This window comes from Nocardioides sp. T2.26MG-1 (genome assembly GCF_950101795.1).
In the GTDB taxonomy this organism is placed as follows: Bacteria; Actinomycetota; Actinomycetes; order Propionibacteriales; family Nocardioidaceae; genus Nocardioides.
Genome location: NZ_CATNLZ010000023.1, coordinates 1 through 17,901 on the forward strand (window position 1 = coordinate 1; position 17,901 = coordinate 17,901).

At 73.6% G+C, this 17,901-nt stretch carries 21 protein-coding genes; 15 read left to right on the plus strand and 6 right to left on the minus strand.

Annotated features, from left to right (window positions below):
- Positions 1-289: 289 nt before the first annotated feature.
- On the plus strand, positions 290-937 hold the full coding sequence (locus QQZ14_RS12810) for a DUF6758 family protein (protein WP_284534711.1): 648 nt from the start codon (positions 290-292) through the stop codon (positions 935-937).
- A gap of 32 nt (positions 938-969) precedes the next feature.
- The gene (locus QQZ14_RS12815) at positions 970-1,845 is read left to right on the plus strand and encodes a PHP domain-containing protein (protein ID WP_284534712.1); all 876 of its coding nucleotides are present in this window, start codon (positions 970-972) and stop codon (positions 1,843-1,845) included.
- 19 nt (positions 1,846-1,864) lie between these two features.
- On the opposite strand, the gene QQZ14_RS12820 is transcribed toward QQZ14_RS12815, so the two are convergent.
- A complete protein-coding gene (locus QQZ14_RS12820) occupies positions 1,865-2,641 on the minus strand; it encodes an SDR family NAD(P)-dependent oxidoreductase (protein ID WP_284534713.1) in 777 nt (258 codons plus the stop codon).
- A 132-nt stretch (positions 2,642-2,773) separates the two neighbouring features.
- Here QQZ14_RS12820 and QQZ14_RS12825 point away from each other — a divergent pair, with 132 nt between their 5' ends.
- Together QQZ14_RS12825 and QQZ14_RS12830 are read left to right on the plus strand one after the other, a co-directional pair.
- Positions 2,774-3,574 carry a ParA family protein gene (locus QQZ14_RS12825; RefSeq protein WP_284534714.1) on the plus strand — a complete coding sequence of 267 codons (801 nt, stop codon included), beginning with the start codon at positions 2,774-2,776 and terminating at the stop codon, positions 3,572-3,574.
- The gene (locus QQZ14_RS12830) at positions 3,571-4,260 is read left to right on the plus strand and encodes a L,D-transpeptidase (protein WP_284534715.1); all 690 of its coding nucleotides are present in this window, start codon (positions 3,571-3,573) and stop codon (positions 4,258-4,260) included. Before QQZ14_RS12825 ends, QQZ14_RS12830 begins: the two co-directional genes overlap by 4 nt.
- Before the next feature lie 55 nt (positions 4,261-4,315).
- Here QQZ14_RS12830 and QQZ14_RS12835 read toward each other — a convergent pair whose 3' ends face one another.
- A complete protein-coding gene (locus QQZ14_RS12835) occupies positions 4,316-5,800 on the minus strand; it encodes a DEAD/DEAH box helicase (RefSeq protein WP_284534716.1) in 1,485 nt (494 codons plus the stop codon).
- Between the two features lie 187 nt (positions 5,801-5,987).
- Here QQZ14_RS12835 and QQZ14_RS12840 point away from each other — a divergent pair, with 187 nt between their 5' ends.
- Positions 5,988-6,701, plus strand: a complete 714-nt coding sequence (locus QQZ14_RS12840; protein WP_284534717.1) for a ferritin-like fold-containing protein — start codon at positions 5,988-5,990, stop codon at positions 6,699-6,701.
- A 6-nt stretch (positions 6,702-6,707) separates the two neighbouring features.
- Here the strand turns inward: QQZ14_RS12840 and QQZ14_RS12845 are convergent, their stop codons facing one another.
- The 4 genes from QQZ14_RS12845 to QQZ14_RS12860 form a co-directional block, all read right to left on the minus strand.
- Positions 6,708-7,070, minus strand: coding sequence for a DoxX family protein (locus QQZ14_RS12845; protein WP_284534718.1), 363 nt, complete (start codon positions 7,068-7,070; stop codon positions 6,708-6,710).
- A 37-nt stretch (positions 7,071-7,107) separates the two neighbouring features.
- On the minus strand, positions 7,108-8,055 hold the full coding sequence (sigJ, locus tag QQZ14_RS12850; protein WP_284534719.1) for an RNA polymerase sigma factor SigJ: 948 nt from the start codon (positions 8,053-8,055) through the stop codon (positions 7,108-7,110).
- A 46-nt stretch (positions 8,056-8,101) separates the two neighbouring features.
- Positions 8,102-8,323 (minus strand): DUF3107 domain-containing protein, encoded by a 222-nt coding sequence (locus QQZ14_RS12855; RefSeq protein WP_284534720.1) that lies wholly within the window; start codon positions 8,321-8,323, stop codon positions 8,102-8,104.
- A 70-nt stretch (positions 8,324-8,393) separates the two neighbouring features.
- On the minus strand, positions 8,394-8,993 hold the full coding sequence (locus tag QQZ14_RS12860; protein WP_342395239.1) for a TetR/AcrR family transcriptional regulator: 600 nt from the start codon (positions 8,991-8,993) through the stop codon (positions 8,394-8,396).
- A gap of 190 nt (positions 8,994-9,183) precedes the next feature.
- Here QQZ14_RS12860 and moeZ point away from each other — a divergent pair, with 190 nt between their 5' ends.
- The 10 genes from moeZ (at position 9,184) to QQZ14_RS12910 (ending at position 17,888) form a co-directional block, all read left to right on the plus strand.
- Positions 9,184-10,383: an adenylyltransferase/sulfurtransferase MoeZ gene (gene moeZ, locus QQZ14_RS12865; RefSeq protein ID WP_284534722.1), complete on the plus strand. Its 1,200-nt coding sequence runs from the start codon at positions 9,184-9,186 to the stop codon at positions 10,381-10,383.
- A gap of 172 nt (positions 10,384-10,555) precedes the next feature.
- Positions 10,556-11,470, plus strand: coding sequence for a hypothetical protein (locus tag QQZ14_RS12870; protein WP_284534723.1), 915 nt, complete (start codon positions 10,556-10,558; stop codon positions 11,468-11,470).
- 147 nt (positions 11,471-11,617) lie between these two features.
- On the plus strand, positions 11,618-12,355 hold the full coding sequence (locus tag QQZ14_RS12875; RefSeq protein WP_284534724.1) for a DUF4129 domain-containing protein: 738 nt from the start codon (positions 11,618-11,620) through the stop codon (positions 12,353-12,355).
- Positions 12,352-12,825, plus strand: coding sequence for a hypothetical protein (locus tag QQZ14_RS12880; RefSeq protein WP_284534725.1), 474 nt, complete (start codon positions 12,352-12,354; stop codon positions 12,823-12,825). Before QQZ14_RS12875 ends, QQZ14_RS12880 begins: the two co-directional genes overlap by 4 nt.
- Before the next feature lie 5 nt (positions 12,826-12,830).
- On the plus strand, positions 12,831-13,832 hold the full coding sequence (locus tag QQZ14_RS12885) for an AAA family ATPase (RefSeq protein WP_284535137.1): 1,002 nt from the start codon (positions 12,831-12,833) through the stop codon (positions 13,830-13,832).
- A complete protein-coding gene (locus QQZ14_RS12890; RefSeq protein WP_284534726.1) occupies positions 13,829-15,148 on the plus strand; it encodes a DUF58 domain-containing protein in 1,320 nt (439 codons plus the stop codon). Before QQZ14_RS12885 ends, QQZ14_RS12890 begins: the two co-directional genes overlap by 4 nt.
- Positions 15,145-15,684, plus strand: coding sequence for a hypothetical protein (locus QQZ14_RS12895; RefSeq protein WP_284534727.1), 540 nt, complete (start codon positions 15,145-15,147; stop codon positions 15,682-15,684). The genes QQZ14_RS12890 and QQZ14_RS12895 overlap by 4 nt, the downstream gene beginning before the upstream one ends.
- Positions 15,681-16,001, plus strand: a complete 321-nt coding sequence (locus QQZ14_RS12900; RefSeq protein WP_284534728.1) for an MGMT family protein — start codon at positions 15,681-15,683, stop codon at positions 15,999-16,001. Before QQZ14_RS12895 ends, QQZ14_RS12900 begins: the two co-directional genes overlap by 4 nt.
- Positions 16,002-16,041: 40 nt before the next feature.
- Positions 16,042-17,070, plus strand: coding sequence for an ATP-binding cassette domain-containing protein (locus QQZ14_RS12905; protein WP_284534729.1), 1,029 nt, complete (start codon positions 16,042-16,044; stop codon positions 17,068-17,070).
- Positions 17,070-17,888, plus strand: a complete 819-nt coding sequence (locus QQZ14_RS12910) for an ABC transporter permease (RefSeq protein WP_284534730.1) — start codon at positions 17,070-17,072, stop codon at positions 17,886-17,888. Before QQZ14_RS12905 ends, QQZ14_RS12910 begins: the two co-directional genes overlap by 1 nt.
- Positions 17,889-17,901: the final 13 nt, after the last annotated feature.

Below are 17,901 nucleotides of genomic sequence, written 5' to 3' on the forward strand. Positions count from 1 at the left end.
GACCGCACCTCCAGCGGTACTGACTGCCGAGGATCACCGGCCCGGTGGTTTCGAGGCTCGCTGCGCTCGCACCTCAACCACCGGCGGAGGTGGCGGCCGGGGAGCCGGCCGCGGGCAGCGACCCGAGGCGCGCCGTACCCGCGTCGCTGCCACGGACCGCAACCCCCGACGGCCGTGGGTGAAGCACACGCACCCGTGGTCTCGACAAGCTCGACCACCGGGCATCGCCCGACCACGACTCGGACCTTGTCCTCTTGACGCCTGCCGCCGCGATCCGCACCGTTGACCCATGTCGCTCGCGGCCAGCTGTGTGCGGTGCTCCGCCCCCGTGCTGGAAGCGCCGGACGACCCGCTCGGCCGCTGGGCGTGCCCGGAGCACGGCCTGACCCACGCGCTGTGGCACGCCGAGGAGGCGTCGTACGCCGCGTTCGCGGAGCACCTGGGTGCGTCGCGGGCGTTCCCGACCTACCTGCCCTGGCCCCTCGGCCCGGGGTGGAGCGTGACCGACTTCGCGGCCGTCGGGGACGGGCCCGAGCAGGCGCGGGCGACGCTGACCTGCATCTCGGGCACCAGTGAGCTCGACGGGCCGGTGGACGTCCTCGTGGTGCTCGAGGAGGCCGGCACCGGGCTCGGTGCGCGCTGCGCGAGCACCCGGTACGACGACCCCGGCACCGAGATCATCCACCGCCCGCCGGCGGTGCGGATCCGCATCGACAGCCTGTCGGTGAGCCTGTGGGACGTGTCGACGAGCAGCGCGGACGGGGAGTTCGACCGGTCCGTGGTGGCCGGCGAGGCGGGTGGGCGCTGGCTCTGGATCGTGCTCCGCCCGGCCTCGGCGCTGCTGCTGCTGGGCGACGACTGGATCCTGCGCGACGTGTCCCGTCTGGGCCCCCAGCTGGTCGAGCTGCCGTTCGGAGGACCGCGCCCGACCTGGTGAGCCCGCGGACCGGCAGCGCTTAGGCTGCACGGATGCGCATCGACCTCCACACGCACTCGCGTGCCAGCGACGGGACCGACAGCCCGTCCGGCCTGGTGCGGGCGGCCGCGGACGCGGGGCTCGACGTGCTGGCGATCACCGACCACGACACCGCCGCCGGTTGGGCGGAGGCGTCCGCGGCGGCCGCGGAGGTCGGGGTGGAGCTGGTTCCCGGCATGGAGATCAGCACCCGCCACCACGGGCGCAGCGTGCACCTGCTGGCCTACCTGCCGGACCCGACGTACGGCCCGCTCACCGAGCAGCTCGGCCAGGTGCTCCGCGGCCGCGGGTCACGGGTGCCGGTGATGATCGAGCGGCTCCGGGGGCTCGGCATCGACATCACCGCCGACGACGTGCGCCGGGCGTCCGACGGCACCGCGGCGCCGGGTCGCCCGCACGTGGCGGACGCGCTGGTCTCGCTCGGGGTGGTGGCCGACCGCGACGCGGCGTTCGCGACGTACCTCGGCTGGGGCAAGCCGGCCCACATCGACCGCTACGCGATCCCGCTGGTCGACGCGCTGCGGCTGGTGGCCGAGGCCGGGGGAGCCGCGGTGGTCGCGCACCCCTGGGGCCGCGGCGGGCTGGGCCGCCCGGACGAGGACACGCTCGGGGAGCTGCAGGAGGTGGGCCTGGCCGGCATCGAGGTCGACCACCAGGACCACGACGCCGAGGCTCGCGACCGGCTGCGGGCGATCGCGCGCAACCTGAGCCTGGTCGTGACCGGGTCGAGCGACTACCACGGGGACGGCAAGACCGACCACGAGCTCGGCTGCAACACGACCGAGCCGGACGAGTACTCCCGGCTGCTCGAGCTCGCCCGGGAGGCGTCGCGGCGCTCGGGCCGGGTCACCCCCGCCGTCGTGGGCTGAGAGTCGCCCCGGCCGGGCGTCACTTCCGGCCGAGGGCCTGGAACCGCTGCAGCACCGACGTCGGCACCAGCCGGGCGGCCGTGCTGATCGCCTTGTACTGGGCGCCCGGGATCGAGAACGCCTTGCCGCGCGCGTGGTCCTTGAGCGCCTGCGCGACGAGCTCGTCCGCGTCGAGCCACAGGAACTCCGGCGCCGAGTCGCGGCGCACGCCCATCCGCTCGTGGAACTCGGTCTTGGTGAAGCCCGGGCACAGGCAGGTGACGCCGACGCCCTGGGAGGCGTACTCGTAGTGCGCCCACTCGGAGAAGCTGTTCACCCAGGCCTTGGCGGCCGAGTAGGAGCCCCGGGGCAGGAACGACGCGACGCTCGAGACGTTGATGATCCCGCCGCTGCCGCGCTGCGACATCGGGGCGAGCGCCGCGTGGCTGAGCCGCATCACCGCGGTCACGAGCACGTCGAGCATCGCCTGCTCGTCCTCCACGGAGTTGTCGAGGAACCGCTTCTTGAGGCCGAAGCCGGCGTCGTTGACCAGCAGGTCGACGGGTCGCGCGGCGTCGGCGAGGCGCGCCTCGACGGCCGCGAGCTGGCCGCGGTCGGTGAGGTCGGCGGGGAGCACCTCGACCAGCACGTCGTACGCCGTGCGGAGCTCCTCGGCCTCGGCCTCCAGCCGAGCCGCGTCGCGGGCGACGAGGACGAGGTCGTAGCCCTGCTGGGCGAGCTGGTGGGCGAAGGAGCGGCCGATGCCCGCGGTGGGGCCGGTGACCAGGGCCGTTCTCGAGGAGGCGGTGCGCGACATGAGAGAAGTCAAACAGGTGGCTGCACGATCTCGGCACCGACGTCCGGCATGATGGGCCTCGATGAGCACCCCGCGACGTTCTTCGTCTCCCCCGCTCCGCTCCTCCGGCGAACCACGGCGCGGGGACCCCGCATGACCACGACACTCGCGATCGCCAACCAGAAGGGCGGGGTCGCCAAGACGACCACGGTCGCCTCGGTGGGGGCAGCCCTCGCGGAGCTCGGTCACTCGGTGCTGCTCGTCGACCTCGACCCGCAGGCGTGCCTGACGTTCTCGCTCGGCATCGACCCCGAGGACCTCGAGCTGTCGGTGCACCACGTGCTCACCAAGGGCCTGGACCCGGCCGAGGTGATCATCGAGACCGAGGACGGCGTCGACCTGGTGCCGGCCACGATCGAGCTGGCCCGCGCCGAGGCCGAGCTGCTCACCCGCACCGGTCGCGAGCACGTGCTCAGGAGCATGATCGAGGCGCTCGACGAGGCCGAGCTCTCCTACGACTGGGTGCTGCTCGACTGCCCGCCCTCGCTGGGCGTGCTGACCGTGGCGGCGCTGACCGCCGCCGACGGGGTGCTGATCCCGCTGCAGTGCGAGACGCTGTCGCACCGCGGCGTGGGCCAGCTGCTCGACACGGTCTACGACGTACGCCGCTTCACCAACCGCGGGCTCGAGGTCTGGGGCGTGCTCCCGACGCTGTACGACGGGCGCACCAACCACTCCCGCACGGTGCTCGAGACCATCTCCGACACCTACGACCTCGAGGTGATCGAGCCGCCGATCCCCAAGACCATCAAGTTCGCCGAGGCGCCCGCGGCGGGCCGCTCGATCCTGGCGACCAGCCGCAGCAGCAAGGGCGCGAAGGCCTACCGCGACGTCGCGGAGAACCTCGTCAGCCGCTCGCAGCGGCCGAAGCCGAAGAAGAAGGCGAAGAAGTGAGCGCCCACCGCGGTGCCCCGGTGCGGCCGCGCTACGGCCGGCTGGCCGCGCTCGGCTCCTCGCTCTCGGTCACGGTGGTCGCGGTGCTCGGCGGCACCGGCGTGCTGCCCTCGGCCGTGGGAGACCCGCGCGACGCCGCGTCCGCGATCGAGAAGGTCGCCGACCCGCTGCCCTCCACGGACCCGGCCGCCGGGTCGTCCGGGGACCTGGCGGCGACCGGGACCGGCGTCGAGGACGAGGCCGTCGGGACGGACACCGGGACCGACCCGGTCGACGACACCGCGTTGCCGACCGGCACCGGCCACGGCAAGCGGATCGTGTTCAGCGAGAGCCGGCAGCGGGTGTGGCTGGTGAGCCGCGCGAAGCACGTCGAGCGCACCTACCTGGTCTCCGGGAGCCTCACCGACAACCTCGACCCGGGCACCTACTCGGTCTACTCGCGCTCCGAGCAGGCCTGGGGCGTCGACGACTCCGGGACCATGCGCTACTTCGTGCGCTTCACCCAGGGCGACACCGGTGCCGCGATCGGCTTCCACGACATCCCGATCGACGAGGGCGAGCCGGTGCAGACGCTCGACCAGCTCGGCACCCCGCAGTCGCACGGCTGCGTGCGGCAGAAGCGCTCCGACGCCAAGGCGCTCTGGGAGTTCGCGCCGCTCGGCACCACGGTCGTCGTCACCGCCTGAGATCACCTCGACCCGCCCGAAGCTCTCGGGCGGGTCGATGCGCGGTGCTGGTGACTTACTCGGTGGCGGTCGCCTGCGCGGTGCCGCCGGCCTCGCCGCCGCCACTGCCGCCGGAACGGCGACGGCTGCGCGAGCGGCTGCGGCTGCGGGACGCGCCGGAGCGGGCCTCGCCGCCCTCGGCGGGCGCCTCGGCGGAGGAGGCGGCCGGTGCGGAGCCCGCAGTGGCGGCTCCGCCGGAGCGGGTGCGGGTCCGGCTGCGGTTGCGGTTGCGCTCGCCACCGGAGCGCTCGCGGCCACCGCGGTCGCCACCCCGGTCGCCACGGTCCTCGCGGGGCTTGCGCTCCACCGGTGCGGCGTCAACGATGCGGCCCTTGGTGCCCGGGGCGATGCCCTGGTCGTGGTAGAGGTGCTCGGAGGTCGAGTAGGTCTCCTGCGGCTCGTCGAACGGCAGGTCGAGCGCCTTGTTGATCATCTTCCAGCGGGCCAGGTCGGGCCAGTCGACGAAGGTGATCGCGATGCCCGAGGCGCCGGCGCGGCCGGTGCGGCCGATCCGGTGGATATAGGTCTTCTCATCCTCGGGGCAGGTGTAGTTGATGACGTGCGAGACGCCGGCGACGTCGATGCCGCGGGCGGCCACGTCGGTGGCGACCAGCACCCGGAGCTTGTCCTCGCGGAACCGGTTCAGCGCCTTCTCGCGGGCGACCTGGGCCATGTCGCCGTGCAGCGGGCTCGCGCTGAAGCCGCGCTCGGCCAGGTCGTCGGCCACCCGCTGCGCCTGGCGCTTGGTGCGGGTGAACACGATGATCTTGCCGGCGTCCTCGGCCTGCAGCACGCGGCCGATGATCTCGGGCTTGTCGAGGTCGTGCGCCTGGTAGATGAACTGCGCGGTCGCGGGCACGGTGGCGTTCTCGTACGACGACTCCGCGCGGATGTTCATCGGGTGGCGCATGTGGGTGCGCGCGAGCGAGACGATCGCGGCCGGCATCGTGGCCGAGAACAGCATCGTCTGGCGGGTCTCGGGGGTCATCGACAGGATCCGCTCGACGTCGGGCAGGAAGCCCAGGTCGAGCATCTCGTCGGCCTCGTCGAGCACCAGCGCGTGCACGTGGGAGATGTCCAGCGCGCGGCGGTTGCACAGGTCGATGAGCCGGCCGGGGGTGCCGACGACGATGTCGACGCCGCTGGCGAGCGTGTCGAGCTGGGTGTCGTAGCCGACGCCGCCGTACACCGTGAGGACCCGGAGACCCAGGTCCTTGCTGGCGAGGTGGAGGTCGTTGGACACCTGGAGCGCGAGCTCGCGGGTCGGGGCGACGATCAGCGCCTGCGGCTTGCCCTGCGGCAGGTCCGCGTAGGCCGGGTCGGTCGGGGTGACGCTGCGCTGCAGCACCGGGATGCCGAACGCCAGCGTCTTGCCGGTGCCGGTGCGGGCCTGCCCGATGAGGTCGGTGCCGAGGAGGGCGACCGAGAGGGTCATCTCCTGGATGGCGAAGGGGGTGACGATGTTGGCGCGCTCGAGGGCGTCGCAGATCTCGGGAAGCACCCCGAGCTCTCGGAAGGTGGTCAGGGTCTTGTCGCTTTCGTGAGTCAGCCGGGTTCAACCGAGTGAATGTCGGATGCGGCGGACTCAGGAACTGCGGTCTGCCGCGCACATACGCGGCCCAAACGGGCCCATACGCGGGTCGCGCCGGGCGACCCGAACGCCCTCAGTCTATCGGTAGGGTGCGCACGTGCCCTCATCCCCGCCGGACGACTCGTCCACTCTCGCAGGCGTCGCGTTCCAGGACCCGGAGTACCGCGAGGCGGTGGTCGACCTCCTCGGGGCGATCGCCTACGGCGAGATCTCGGCGTTCGAGCGCCTCGCCGAGGACGCCAAGCTGGCGCCGACGCTCGAGGACAAGGTCGCGATCGCGAGCATGGCGGCCGCGGAGTTCGCCCACGTCGCGCGCCTCAACACCCGCCTCGCCGAGCTGGGCGCCGACCCGTTCGAGGCGATGGCGCCGTTCGTGGCCGCGATCGACCGCTTCCACGAGCACACCGCGCCCGCGGACTGGTACGAGGGCCTGATCAAGGCGTACGTCGGGGACGGCCTCGCCAACGACTTCTACCGCGAGATCGCGGCCTACCTCGACACCGACACCCGCGACCTGATCGTGGCCTCGCTGGAGGACTCCGGGCACGCGGCGTTCGTCGTCGACCGGGTCCGCGCCGCGATCGCCGCCGACCACCGCCTCGGCGGCCGGCTGGCGCTGTGGGGCCGCCGGCTGATGGGGGAGGCCCTCACCCAGGCCCAGCGGGTCGCGGCCGACCGCGACGCGCTCTCGGCGCTGCTGGCGGGTGGTGTGGACCGTCCCGGCCTCGACCTGGCCGCGATCGGCCGGATGTTCACCCGGATCACCGAGCGGCACGCCGAGCGGATGGCCGAGCTCGGGCTCGCGAGCTAGGACCGGTCAGCCGATCCCGCCGGCGTGGTCCGCGGTGAGGGTCCCCGCGAGCACCACGGGCGCGAGGAAGAGCAGCGGGTACGCGACGTGGCGGTACACGCGGGCCCGCAGCACGGTGAGGACCGCGCCCAGGAAGTAGACGGTCAGTCCGGCGCTCGCCGCCAGGCCGACCGCGGGGAGCCAGACCCCGGCCACCAGCCCGGCCGCCCCCAGGGTCTTCGCGGTGCCGAGCCACGGCCACCAGCTGCGGGGGACGCCGTACTCGGCCAGGTTGTCGACCACCCACGGCTGGTGGGTCAGGACGGCGTACGCCGAGTAGCCGACCCAGGCCGCGACGAGGATGACGATCAGGGTTGTCAAGGTGTCCATGCCGACTCGACACGTCCGCGCCGAGGAGTGTGACGGCTCAGCCGAGGTCGAGCCGGGCGAGACGCTCCGGGTCGGCGAGCACGTCGACGGCGACGATCCGGCCGCCGGTGACCGTGAACGCCATCACCACCTGCGGCCGCCCGTGCGGGGCGACCACGGCGCCCGGCGCACCGTTGACGAGCACGCGCCGCACGAACGGGGCGAGCCGGCGCGTGAGCACCGCCTGCCTCGCCACCCGGTCGCTGCCCCGGACCAGCAGGTTCAGCTGCGGCCGCGCCGTACCGCCGTCGGAGCGCAGCACGACGTCGGGGTCGAGGATCGCGACCAGCGCCTCGAAGTCACCGTCGTGTGAGGCCGCGAAGAACGCGTCGACGGCCTCGTGCTGGCGGGCCGGGTCGGGGTCGGGGGGCGGCGCGTCGACCCGGACCCGTCGCCGGGCCCGGCTGGCGAGCTGGCGCGCGGCGGCCGGGGACCGGTCGACGATCGGCGCGACCTCGTCGAAGGCGACGCCGAACATGTCGTGGAGCACGAAGGCCACCCGCTCGGCGGGGGTCAGGGTCTCGAGGACGACCATCAACGCCAGGCCCACGTGGTCGGCGAGCAGCGCGGACTGCTCCGGGTCGATGCCGGGCTCCGGGCTGACCACGGGGTCGGGGATCCGGACCAGCGGCTCCTCCCGCCGCTGCCGGCGCGAGCGCAGCACGTTGAGGCAGACCCGGGAGGTGACCGTGGTCAGCCAGGCCGCGGGGTTGGCGACCGGCTCGAGGTCGGCGCGGCTCACGCGCAGCCAGGTCTCCTGGAGCGCGTCGTCGGCGTCCGCGGTGGAGCCCAGCATCCGGTAGGCCACCGCCCGCAGCCGAGGTCGGTGCGCCTCGAACGCCTCCTCGAGCTGCTGGATCCCTCCCGAGTCCGGCACCCCGTCTCCCTCGTCCACCGTCTGCGCGACGTCCCCGCCGGTCAGGGCCCACAGGAACGCGGAGAGCATGAGGCGATCGTGCTCCTCGGGGGCGGCGTACCGCCAGCCTCGTGGATCAGCTGCGGAAGCCGACCTGCCCGAGGGTGCCGTGGCCGATCTCGACGTAGGCGAGCTTGGCGGCCGGGACGATGACCTTGCGGCCCTTGGCGTCGGTCAGCGTCAGCACACCCTCGCCGGACACCGCCTCGGCGACGAGCTTCTCGACCTCGTCGGCCGCCTGCTCGGTCTCGACGATCAGCTCTCGGGCGGCGTTCTGGACGCCGATCTTGACCTCCACGAGGTCCTCCTTCTTGCTTCGGGCTTGCTTCGGGCTTGCTTCGGGACAGTGCGGGGGTGGAGCGCGTGGGTCAGTCGTCGGACTTGGGCTCGTCGGACTTGGGGTAGCCCCTGATGCCGCGCCACGCGAGCCCGGCGACGAGCGCCGCAGCGTCGGCCTGGCTGATGCCGCCCGGCTCCGTGAGCCAGAACCGCGCGCTGACCTGGGCCATTCCCACCAAGGCGACCGCGAGCAGCCGCGAGGCGTCGGGGGGCAGGCCGGTGTCGTCGTGGATGACGTGCGCGATCATCGCCGCGCACTCGGTGGTGACCCGGTCGACGTGGCCGCGGACGGCCGGCTCGTTGGTCAGGTCGGACTCGAAGACCAGCCGGAACGCCCCGGTGGCGCCCGCGACGTACTCGAAGAAGACCTCCATGGTCGCCGCGACCCGCTGCTTGTTGTCGTGGGTGGACTCCAGCGCCACGCGGCAGTTGTCGATGATCGTGTCGCAGGACTCGTCGAGCAGCGCCAGGTAGAGGTCGAGCTTGCCCGGGAAGTGCTGGTAGAGCACCGGCTTGGAGACGCCGGCCCGCTCGGCGATGTCGTCCATCGCGGCGGCGTGGTAGCCCTGGGCGACGAAGACCTCCAGTGCGGACTCCATCAGCTGGGTGCGACGCTCGCGTCGCGGCATCCGGGCGCCACGCGGTCGGGCGGCGGGGGTGTCGTACTCGGCGGTCACCCGCGCAGCCTACTCGGCGGTTCGGCCCGTCCGGATGACGGGACGCGCCCGCCCGGTCGGGTCGCCGCGGGGAACATGGCGGAGCCGGCCGGCGTTGTCCCGAGCGTCCGACCAGGCGAACCGACCAGTCAAGGAGTACGCCGTGTCCTTTCCCGCGCTCGTGGAGCCCGCGGACGAGCTGACCATCGACGAGGTACGTCGCTACAGCCGCCACCTGATCATCCCCGACGTGGGCATGACCGGGCAGAAGCGCCTGAAGAACGCCAAGGTCCTCGTGATCGGGGCCGGCGGGCTGGGCAGCCCGGCGCTGCTCTACCTGGCCGCGGCCGGCGTCGGCACGATCGGCATCGCGGAGTTCGACGAGGTCGACGAGTCCAACCTGCAGCGTCAGATCATCCACGGCCAGTCCGACGTCGGGAAGTCCAAGGCGCTCTCGGCGAAGGAGTCGATCGCCGAGGCCAACCCGTACGTGAACGTCGTGCTGCACGAGGAGCGCCTCGACAACGACAACGTGCTGCAGGTGTTCGAGGGCTACGACCTCATCGTCGACGGCACCGACAACTTCGCGACCCGCTACATGGTCAACGACGCGGCGTACTTCCTGAGGATCCCGTACGTGTGGGGCTCGATCTACCGCTTCGACGGCCAGGCCTCGGTGTTCGCGCCGACGCTCGCCGACGACGCGCCGTGCTACCGCTGCCTCTACCCGGAGCCCCCGCCGCCGGGCATGGTCCCGAGCTGCGCGGAGGGGGGCGTGCTCGGCGTCCTGTGCGCCGCGATCGGCTCGATCCAGGTCAACGAAGCCATCAAGCTGCTGGCCGGCATCGGCGAGCCGCTGGTCGGCAAGCTGATGATCTACGACGCCCTCGAGATGGAGTACCGCAAGCTGCGCGTCCGCAAGGACCCCAACTGCGCGCTGTGCGGCGACAACCCGACCGTCACCGGGCTGATCGACTACGAGGCCTTCTGCGGGGCGATCTCCGAGGAGGCCGCCGAGGCCGCCGCCGGGTCGACGATCTCGGTCACCCAGCTCGAGCACATGCTCAAGGAGCGCGAGGAGGGCACCCGCGACTTCGTGCTCGTCGACGTGCGCGAGCCCAACGAGTACGAGATCAACCGGATCCCCGGCTCGGTGCTGATCCCCAAGGGCGACTTCCTCAACGGGTCGGCTCTGGAGAAGCTCCCGAGCGACAAGCAGATCGTGATGCACTGCAAGTCGGGTGTGCGGTCAGCCGAGACGCTGGCGATCGTCAAGGGCGCGGGCTACGCCGACGCTGTGCACGTCGGCGGTGGCGTGGTCGCCTGGGTCAACCAGATCGACCCCAGCCAGCCGTCGTACTAGGCGGGCTGGGGTTTCGGCTGCTGACAGCCGAACCCCGCCGGCGGCTCACACCTTCAGGCTGGCCGGCGATGACTACCCGCGCGTAACCCCCGCGGGGCAGTGGTCGTTGTCACTCCCGACAGAGCCATCGGTCCGGCGGTCGCCGGCCCCAATCGGGAGGGTCATCCACCCCATGCGCTTCTTCTCAAGCTCCGCGGCGCGTCGCGTCGTCGGCGCCACCGCCCTGGTCGTCAGCGCCGTCGTGGGCGCGGCGTACACCGCCGGTCCGGCGACCGCGGCCGGCCACCACCACCACAAGAAGGGCGCCCGCGTCGCGACCTGGGCGCCGGCCGACTCCGCGAAGATCCACCCCGGCACGATGATGTACACCGACGGCGCCCAGTGCACCGGCAACTTCGTCTTCGCCGACGCCTCCAGCAACGTCTACGTCGGCTACGCCGCGCACTGCGCCGGCACCGGCGCGGCCACCGACACCGACGGCTGCAAGGCGAGCTCGCTGCCGCTGGGCACGAAGGTGACGTTCAACGAGGGCGGCAGCCTGATCAGCGAGGGCACCCAGGTGGGCTCGGGCACCTTGGTGTACTCGTCGTGGGACACCATGCACAAGCTCGGCACCACGGACGCCAACACGTGCGCCTACAACGACTTCGCGCTGGTGAAGGTCGCCGCCGCTGACGTCGCGAAGGTCAACCCGTCGGTGCCGTTCTGGGGCGGGCCGACCGGCATCGACACCGACGGCACGGCCGCGGGCGACCGGGTGTGGACCTACGGCAACTCCAGCCTGCGGGGCGGCCTCGAGCCGCTCTCGCCGCACACCGGCGTCAGCCTCGGTGACGACCCCGCGGACGGTGGCTGGAGCCACCCGCTCTACACCGTGACCCCGGGCATCCCCGGCGACTCCGGCTCCGGCTTCCTCAGCGACGACGGCTTGGCCGTCGGCGTGCTGTCGACCCTGGGCCTCGCGCCGCTGCCGGCGTCCAACAACATCGGCGACCTCGCCAAGGAGCTCGTGTTCGCGCAGCAGCACTCCGGCATCTCCGGGCTCCAGCTGGTCAACGGCACCGAGCCGTTCTCGCCGATCCTCTGAGCACCCACAGCCTGAGCTGAGCCCGTGAGCTGAGCCCTGAGCCGAGGGAGCGTCCGGAGGCCCGGAACTTGCCTCCGGTGGCATCACGCACGACGGCCCCGTCCATGCCGGACGGGGCCGTCGTCGCGTTCGGGTAGTTTGCGGACCATGTCCGACCGGCGAGCCAGCACCGTGGCCGTCGTCTCGGTGGTCGCCGGCGCCCTGCTGGTCGTGGTGCTCGCCGCGTGGGCGTCCTCGATCGGGCCGAGCGAGGTGCTGCGCGGCGACGGCCCGTCGCCGGCCGCCACCGCCACCGCCACCGCGACCTCCTCGGAGTCGGCCTCGCCCGACCGCGAGGCCACCGAGCCCGCCGAACCGCGCGGCACCCCGCCGTGGATCCGCGCCTTCGCGCTGCTCGTCAACCTCGCCGTCGTCGTGGGGCTCGTGCTGGTCGCGGCGCGCTTCGGCGTCGTACCGCTCGTGCGATCGACCCGTCGCCGCCGTGAGGCGCGGCGCCGCCGCGTGCCCGAGCGCCTCGAGTTCGGGGTGCTCGAGCCGTCCGAGGCGGTCGCGCGCGCGATGCTCGCGGACGCCGAGGACCAGCGTCGGCTGCTCGCCGAGGACGGCAGCCCCCGCAACGCCGTGGTCGCCTGCTGGGACCGCTTCGAGACCCAGGCGGCGGCGGCCGGTCTGGCCCGGTCGCCCTGGGAGACCTCCGCGGAGTACACGATGCGGGTCCTCGACCTCGTCGACGCCGACCAGCCGGCGGTGACCCGGCTCGGCGAGCTCTACCGGGAGGCGCGGTTCTCCACGCACCCGGTCACCGAGGAGCGGCGGCGCGAGGCGCTCGAGGCGCTCGACGTCATCCACCGCACGCTGCTGCGCTCCACGGGGGTCGGCGCGTGAGCGCGCGGACCTGGTGGCGGCGGCTCCTCGGCGGGGTGGTCGCGTACGCCGTCCTCGAGGCCGGTCTCGAGCTGGCGAAGGCCGACCCCGACCCGCTGCGACTGGCCCTGCTGGTCGCCAGCGGCGTGGCGCTGCTCGGGCTGCTCCGCGACGCGCTCGACGGCGGGGCGGCCTCGTGGGACGTCGACGTCGACGTGCCCTCGCTGCGGGAGCGCGGCGACCCGCGGCTGCGCCAGTACCTCGGCCTCCTCGACGCCCACCTGGCCGCCCGCAGCCCCGACCCGGCGCTGCGCGACCGGCTCCGCCGGCTGACCACGCAGGTGCTCGCCCAGCGATACGCCCTGGACCGCGACGACCCGCGGGCGGCCGAGCTGACCGGCCCCGAGCTGACCGCGCTGCTCGACGGGCCGCCGCGGCGGCTGGCCCCCGCGGAGATCGACCGCTGCCTGACCCAGATCGAGGAGCTGTGAGCACCATGCCCGAGCAGGCGACCGAGACCACCCCACCCGAGCCGATGTCCGTCCCCGAGGCCGCCGACCTGGCCCGCCGGGTCCTCGACGAGGTCGAGCGGGCGGTGGTCGGCAAGCGGGACGCGCTCATGCAGGTGCTGGCGGCGGTGCTGGCCAAGGGCCACGTGCTGCTCGAGGACTACCCCGGCCTGGGCAAGACGCTGGCCGCCCGCTCCTTGGCCCGCACCCTCGGCATCGACTTCGCGCGTGCCCAGTTCACCCCCGACCTGCTACCGGCCGACCTGACCGGCTCGTTCATCTACGACCAGCGCCGCGGCGAGTTCGAGTTCCGGCGCGGCCCGCTGTTCACCGGGCTGCTGCTGGCCGACGAGATCAACCGCACCCCGCCCAAGACCCAGGCCGCGCTGCTCGAGGCGATGCAGGAGCGGCAGATCACCGTCGAGGGCGAGACGTTCCGGCTGCCCGAGCCGTTCCACGTGCTGGCGACCGCCAACCCGATCGAGTACGAAGGCACCTTCCCGCTGCCCGAGGCGCAGCTCGACCGGTTCCTGCTGCGCGTCTCCTTCGGCTATCCCACCCCGCACCAGGAGTACGACGTGCTCGCCCGCCGGATGGCCCGCCGGCAGGAGGAGGTCGACCTCGACGTGGTCACCGACGGCCCCGGGCTGCTGGCCATGCAGGCGGCGGTGGAGACCGTGGTCGTCGACGAGAGCGTCGGGCGCTACTGCGTGGACCTCGCCGTCGCCACCCGCCACCACCCCGACGTGCTCACCGGGGCGTCGCCGCGGGGGTCGCTCGGGCTGGTGCTCGCCGCGCGGGCCTTCGCGCTGCTGCGCGGCCGCGACTACGTCGTCCCCGAGGACGTCAAGGCCGTCGCGCGCCCCGTGCTCGCCCACCGCATCACGGTCAAGCCGGAGCTGTGGATGTCCGACGCGAGCGGGCGCCGCGTCGTGGACGCGGTGCTCGGCCAGGTCCCCACCCCGGCCACCCGCGACGCACTCCGATGAGCTCCCGGGAGGTCGGCCGGGGCGGCGCCGCCTCCTGGCGCTCGACGACGGCGCTCGGCCGGGCGCTGGTCGTGGGCGGTCTCGGCATCGGCATGGCGGTGCTCACCGGCGAGCCCGCGATCGTGGTGCTCGTCGCCCCGTTCGTCACGCTCGCCGCGCTCAGCCTGGTGCACCGGCCCGGTCGCGACCCGGTGCTGAACTCGCGGCTCGACCACCTCACGCTGCGCGAGGGCGTCGGCACCACGTCGCGGCTGAGCGTCACCGGCGCCGAGGACGCGGAGCTCCTGGTGCGGATCACCGGGCAGCCGCCGTACGTCGTCGCCCGCCCGCACGGTGGCCGGGTCGGGCGGCTCCTCGACGGCCCACCGCCCGAGGTGGAGATCAGCCCCCGGCGATGGGGCCGGCGGATGCTGGGGGCGGAGCGGGTCGCGCTCTACTCGCCGTGGGCGGGCTACCGCTTCGGGCCGGTCGCCCTCGGCGGCCAGTGGACGCGGGTGCTGCCGGTGACCGCGCCGTACGACTCGCGGGCCGAGGCCCCGCAGCCGCTCGGGCTGGTCGGCGCCCACCGGTCGCGCCGCACCGGCAGCGGCACCGAGCTCTCCGGCATCCGGCCGTTCCAGCCGGGCGACCGGCTGCGGCGGGTCAACTGGCGCGTCTCGCTGCGCACCGGCGACCTCCACGTCGTGACCACCCGGGCCGAGGAGGACACCGGTGTGCTGCTGGTGCTCGACGCGCTCGCCGACCACGGCGTCTCCGACGGCGTCGACGGCGCGGCCAGCAGCCTCGACCTCGGCGTGCGGGCCGCGTCGGCGATCGCCGAGCACCACGTGCGCCAGGGCGACCGGGTCGCGCTGCGGGTGGTCGGGCGCGGCCGCGAGCAGGTGGGGTACGGCGCCGGGGCGCGGCACCTGCGCCGGATCCAGGACCGGCTCGCGACCGTGCGCGTCGGGGACGCCGGCGAGCCCGACACCGGCGTGCTGCAGCTGGGCGTGACCGGCGGCGCCGTCGTGGTGGTGCTGTCGCCGATGCTCGCGGAGTCCGTCGGCACGGTGGCCGCGACCCTCACCCGGCGCGGTGTCGCGGTGCTCGTCGTCGACACGCTCCCCGCCGACGCCCGGCCCGACCTGCCCGAGGGCGCCGACCCCGAGCTGGCGGCGCTGGCCTGGCGGATGCGGATGCTCGAGCGGGCGGTGGTGCTCGACCGGCTGGCGGCGCTCGGCTGCCCGGTCGTCGCATGGCGCGGGCCCGGCACGGTCGACGACGTGCTGCGCCGCCTGGCGCGGCGCGCGCAGCTGCCACGGGTGGTCGGCCGATGACGCCGCGCGTGCCCGGCATCGAGCCGAGCGACTGGGCGCGCTCCCAGCTGGTGCTGCGGGCGCTGATGCTGCTCGGGCCGGTGGCGGCGCTGCTCGCGTCCGGCCCGACCGGCCACGCGGCGCCGTGGTGGCTGGTCGGCGTGGTCGCCGCGCTCGCCGGCGTCTGGGCCTGGTACACCGATGTGCCGTTCGGGGCCGCGCCCCTGCTCGTGGTCATCGGGTGGTGGGCGGCCGCCCTGGGGAGCACGACGTCCGCGTGGCTGCTGGTGGCCGCGGCGGCCCTGCTCGTGGCACACGTCGCCGCGGTGCTCGCGTCGTACGGCCCGCCGGCGATGCCGGTCGACCGTGCGGTCACCCGGCTCTGGGTACGGCGGGGCGCGCTCGTGCTGCTGACCGCGCCGGTCGCGTGGGGTGCGGCCCGGGCGCTGCGCGACCAGCCGGAGCAGCCCGGCATCTGGGTGCTCGGCGTGGCGGTCGCCTGCGTGGCCACGCTGATCGCCACCGCCGCGCTGAGGACCGACCAGGAGGAGCGGTGAGCGTCGATCCCGAGGAGTACGCCGAGCTGGTGCTGCAGTGCGTGGAGTCCGTGCCCCGGGGCCGCGTCACGACGTACGGCGCCATCGCGGAGGTCGTCGGCGAGGTGCTCGGCGGTGGCGGCCCGCGGCAGGTCGGCTCGGTGATGTCCTCGCAGGGCGGGGCCGTCCCGTGGTGGCGGGTCGTCCACGCCGACGGCTCCCCGCCCACCTGCCACGACGGCGAGGCGCACCAGGCCTACCTCGAGGAGGGCACGCCGCTGCGCCCGTCGGGCAAGGTCGACATGGCGCAGGCGTTCTGGCGGCCGGCGCTCCCGTAACCGGGTGGCCGTTGTCGGTGGTCGCGGGCAGAGTGGACGCATGCCCACCGCGATCCGGGCCACCGGCCTGGTCAAGAAGTACGGCGCCGTCACCGCGCTCGACGGCCTCGACCTCGAGGTCGAGGAGGGCACGGTGCTCGGCCTGCTCGGGCCCAACGGCGCGGGCAAGACCACGGCCGTGCGGGTGTTCACCACGCTGCTGCGACCCGACAGCGGACACGCCGAGGTGGCGGGCGTCGACGTGCTCCGGCATCCCAAGGAGCTGCGCCGCCGCATCGGCGTCTCCGGGCAGTACGCCGCGGTCGACGAGCACCTGACCGGCTTCGAGAACCTCGACATGGTGGGCCGGCTCTACCACCTCGGTGCGGCGGCGAGCCGGGCCCGGGCCCGCGAGCTGCTCGAGCAGTTCGACCTCGCGCACGCGGCCGAGCGCGTTGTGAAGGGGTGGTCCGGAGGGATGCGCCGCCGGCTCGACCTCGCCGGGGCGCTGGTCGCCCAGCCGCCGGTGCTGTTCCTCGACGAGCCGACGACCGGCCTCGACCCGCGCGGCCGGGTCGGCATGTGGAACGTCATCGAGGGGCTGGTCCGCGGCGGCACCACGCTGCTGCTCACCACGCAGTACCTCGAGGAGGCCGATCGGCTCGCCGACCGGATCGCGGTCATCGACCACGGCCGGGTGATCGCGCTGGGCACCGCGGACGAGCTGAAGGCCCAGGTCGGGGGCGAGCGGATCGAGGTCGTGCTGCTCGACCCCGCCCGGCTGACCACCGCCCGCCACGAGGCGGCCGCGGTCGGCATCGAGGAGCCCGGTGTCGACGACCGCGACCGCCGGGTCACGGTGGCGGTCGACGGCGGCACGACCGACCTCGTCGAGCTCCTCGGCCGGCTCGACCGGGCCGGCATCGAGGTCCTCGAGGCCGGCCTGCGCCGTCCGACGCTCGACGACGTGTTCCTCGCGCTGACCGGCCACCACGCCGAGGCCGAGACGCCGTCCGGGGACACTGACGACCCGAACCAGCCGGACGACCCGGACGACCCGGCCGCCGGCGAGCAGGAGGGGGTGGCCTGATGTCCGTGCTGTCCGCGGCGCTCGAGTCCGCCAGCGACGCGGCGGTGATCACCCGCCGCAACCTGCGCAAGATCCTCCGGGTGCCCGACGTGCTCGTGTTCACCACGCTGTCGCCGATCATGTTCGTGCTGCTGTTCGCCTACGTCTTCGGCGGGGCGATCGGCACCCAGGACACCGGGATCGACTACCGCGAGTTCCTGATCGCGGGGGTGTTCGCCCAGACCGTCGTGTTCGGTGCGACGTTCACCGGCTACAGCCTGGCCGAGGACCTCCAGAAGGGCATCATCGACCGGTTCCGCTCGCTGCCGATGTCGACGTCCTCGGTCGTGGTCGGTCGCACCGTCTCCGACATCGGCATCAACCTCGTGAGCCTGTTCGTGATGAGCCTGACCGGGCTGGTCGTCGGCTGGCGGATCCGATCGTCGGTCCTCGAGGCGGCCGGCGGCTACCTCGTGCTGGTCGCGTTCGCGTTCGCGATCTCGTGGATCATGGCGTCGGTCGCGCTGGTCGTGCGCACCCCCGAGGTGGTCAACAACGCGTCGTTCATCGTGATCTTCCCGCTGACGTTCATCGCGAACACGTTCGTGTCGATCTCGAGCCTGCCGGGCCCGCTGGCCACGTTCGCGAACTGGAACCCGGTCTCCTCGGTCACCCAGGCGGCCCGCGAGCTGTTCGGCAACACCGACCCGCGCGCGCCCGCACCCGAGGTGTGGTCGCTGCAGCACCCGGTGCTCTACACGCTGATCTGGGTGCTGATCATCCTCGCGGTGTTCGTGCCGCTCTCGATCCGGCTCTACCGGCGCGCCGCCAGTCGCTAGCCCTCGACGCCGG